Origin of the sequence: Paraburkholderia sp. WS6 (assembly GCF_030464835.1) — a bacterium.
GTDB lineage: Bacteria > Pseudomonadota > Gammaproteobacteria > Burkholderiales > Burkholderiaceae > Paraburkholderia > Paraburkholderia madseniana.
In genome coordinates this window covers 1-1,460 of record NZ_JALQCK010000114.1, presented here as the reverse complement: position 1 = coordinate 1,460, position 1,460 = coordinate 1, and the positions used below count along the sequence as shown (strand labels likewise).

Annotated in this window: 1 protein-coding gene; it reads right to left on the bottom strand. The window is 55.8% G+C overall.

Annotation, left to right across the window (positions count from 1 at the left end):
- Nucleotides 1-1,460 (bottom strand): histidine kinase dimerization/phospho-acceptor domain-containing protein (locus tag M0D64_RS44760; RefSeq protein WP_301717781.1); only part of this gene is annotated, 1,460 nt, incomplete at both ends.

Sequence of the window (1,460 nt, the reverse complement as noted above, 5' to 3'; positions counted from 1 at the left end):
ATCCACGACTATGCCGCGTAAAAGGGAAGTCAGCGCTACCTCCTGAATTTCCACACTCCAGGTGCCGGACTCGAGGCGGCAGATATCCAGTGCCCCGTTAATCATCCCTTCCATCGCATCCACCTGCCTTTGCGCCATCGAGACGTCATCGACCAGCCTGGTCGATTCAATGCTCCGCTCAATGAAACTTAACTTCAGGCCGAGCGTGGTGAGCGGTTGGCGCAAGTCATGACTTATCGCAGCGATAAGCAGGCTCTTCTCTGCCTTTGCCGCTTCAGCCCGCTCTCGCGCCTCATCGAGAATGATCTCTTTAACATATGCGCGTTTCTCATTGTAAAAAACAAACCACGCGAGGAAACAATAGCCAAGTAGTTGAGCCGTATAAAAGACCAGCATTAATGGTCGGTGAATAAACAGGGCGGGGCCCACGCTAAATCCGAACGGGATAGCGCCGAGCACGAATGAACCTAAATTCGCCCGAAGACTGGGGGCGAGCAGAAGCAAGGTAAATGTATGGCTGATTAGCGTGTACTCAGGGACGGCTAACCTGGCCAACTTGACGTAGGGAGCATGGCCCGAGAATTCAGGTGGGGTCAGCCCAAAGGTACCCGCCGCCCACCAGAACGATGTCAGCGTGACCATTGCAGCCCATGCCCAGTGCATCTGCTCGATCGCGTTGACGCCAGCGTGCTTCGGGAGCGCCATGGTCTTTTTCAGTAAGTATGCTGCCATGGGAGTGGCTACCCCCCACAGTCCCAGGGGCCAGACGACGCGGAACCAAAGATAGCTATCCGACGTTTTGATCCACGAGCCATACACGCACAACAGCGAGGCTCCCACCGAAACCAGCGCGGTCCAACATAGCGCCCGACGGGACAGCGATCGCAATAACTCGCGTTTGACGAGGAGATTCTGCTCAGCACTGAGTGCTGCAACCGGTCCCACAAAAAGATTCACAAAATCAGCGAATATGCGGCGCCCGGTTGAGTGGGCCTTTTCGTCCGCTAACCTTGATGTTCCGGGCCGGGGCGTTTCGCTCGCGTCAGAATCACGTGGTGTTCGAGTACAGGACGCTATAACAGGCCTCCGGCAATCAATTGCAGCTTCGCTCCGTTGTGCTGGCTTCGTGTTTGCCTGCCCTCTCTGTCTCCCGTTATCGTTCAATGTTTTTGGCTTATGTCCCGCAAGTAAGGTCAATAACGTCTGTTCGGAAACCGGTTTCGACAAAAGCCTCATGCCACTGGCGGCGACTTTTTTGAGCACAGCTGACGAGGTGTCCCCCGACCACAGGATCGCAGGGATCGAAGCGTCGGTAGCAGCGCGGACCGCCGTAATTGCAGCAATACCGTCCTCGTTTTCCAGCCGGTAGTCGGAGAGGATGAAGTGCGGACCACTTGCCAAAGCCTCAATGCGCAACTGCTCGATGACGTCGGATGATGATTCCCCCGCCACGACATAGC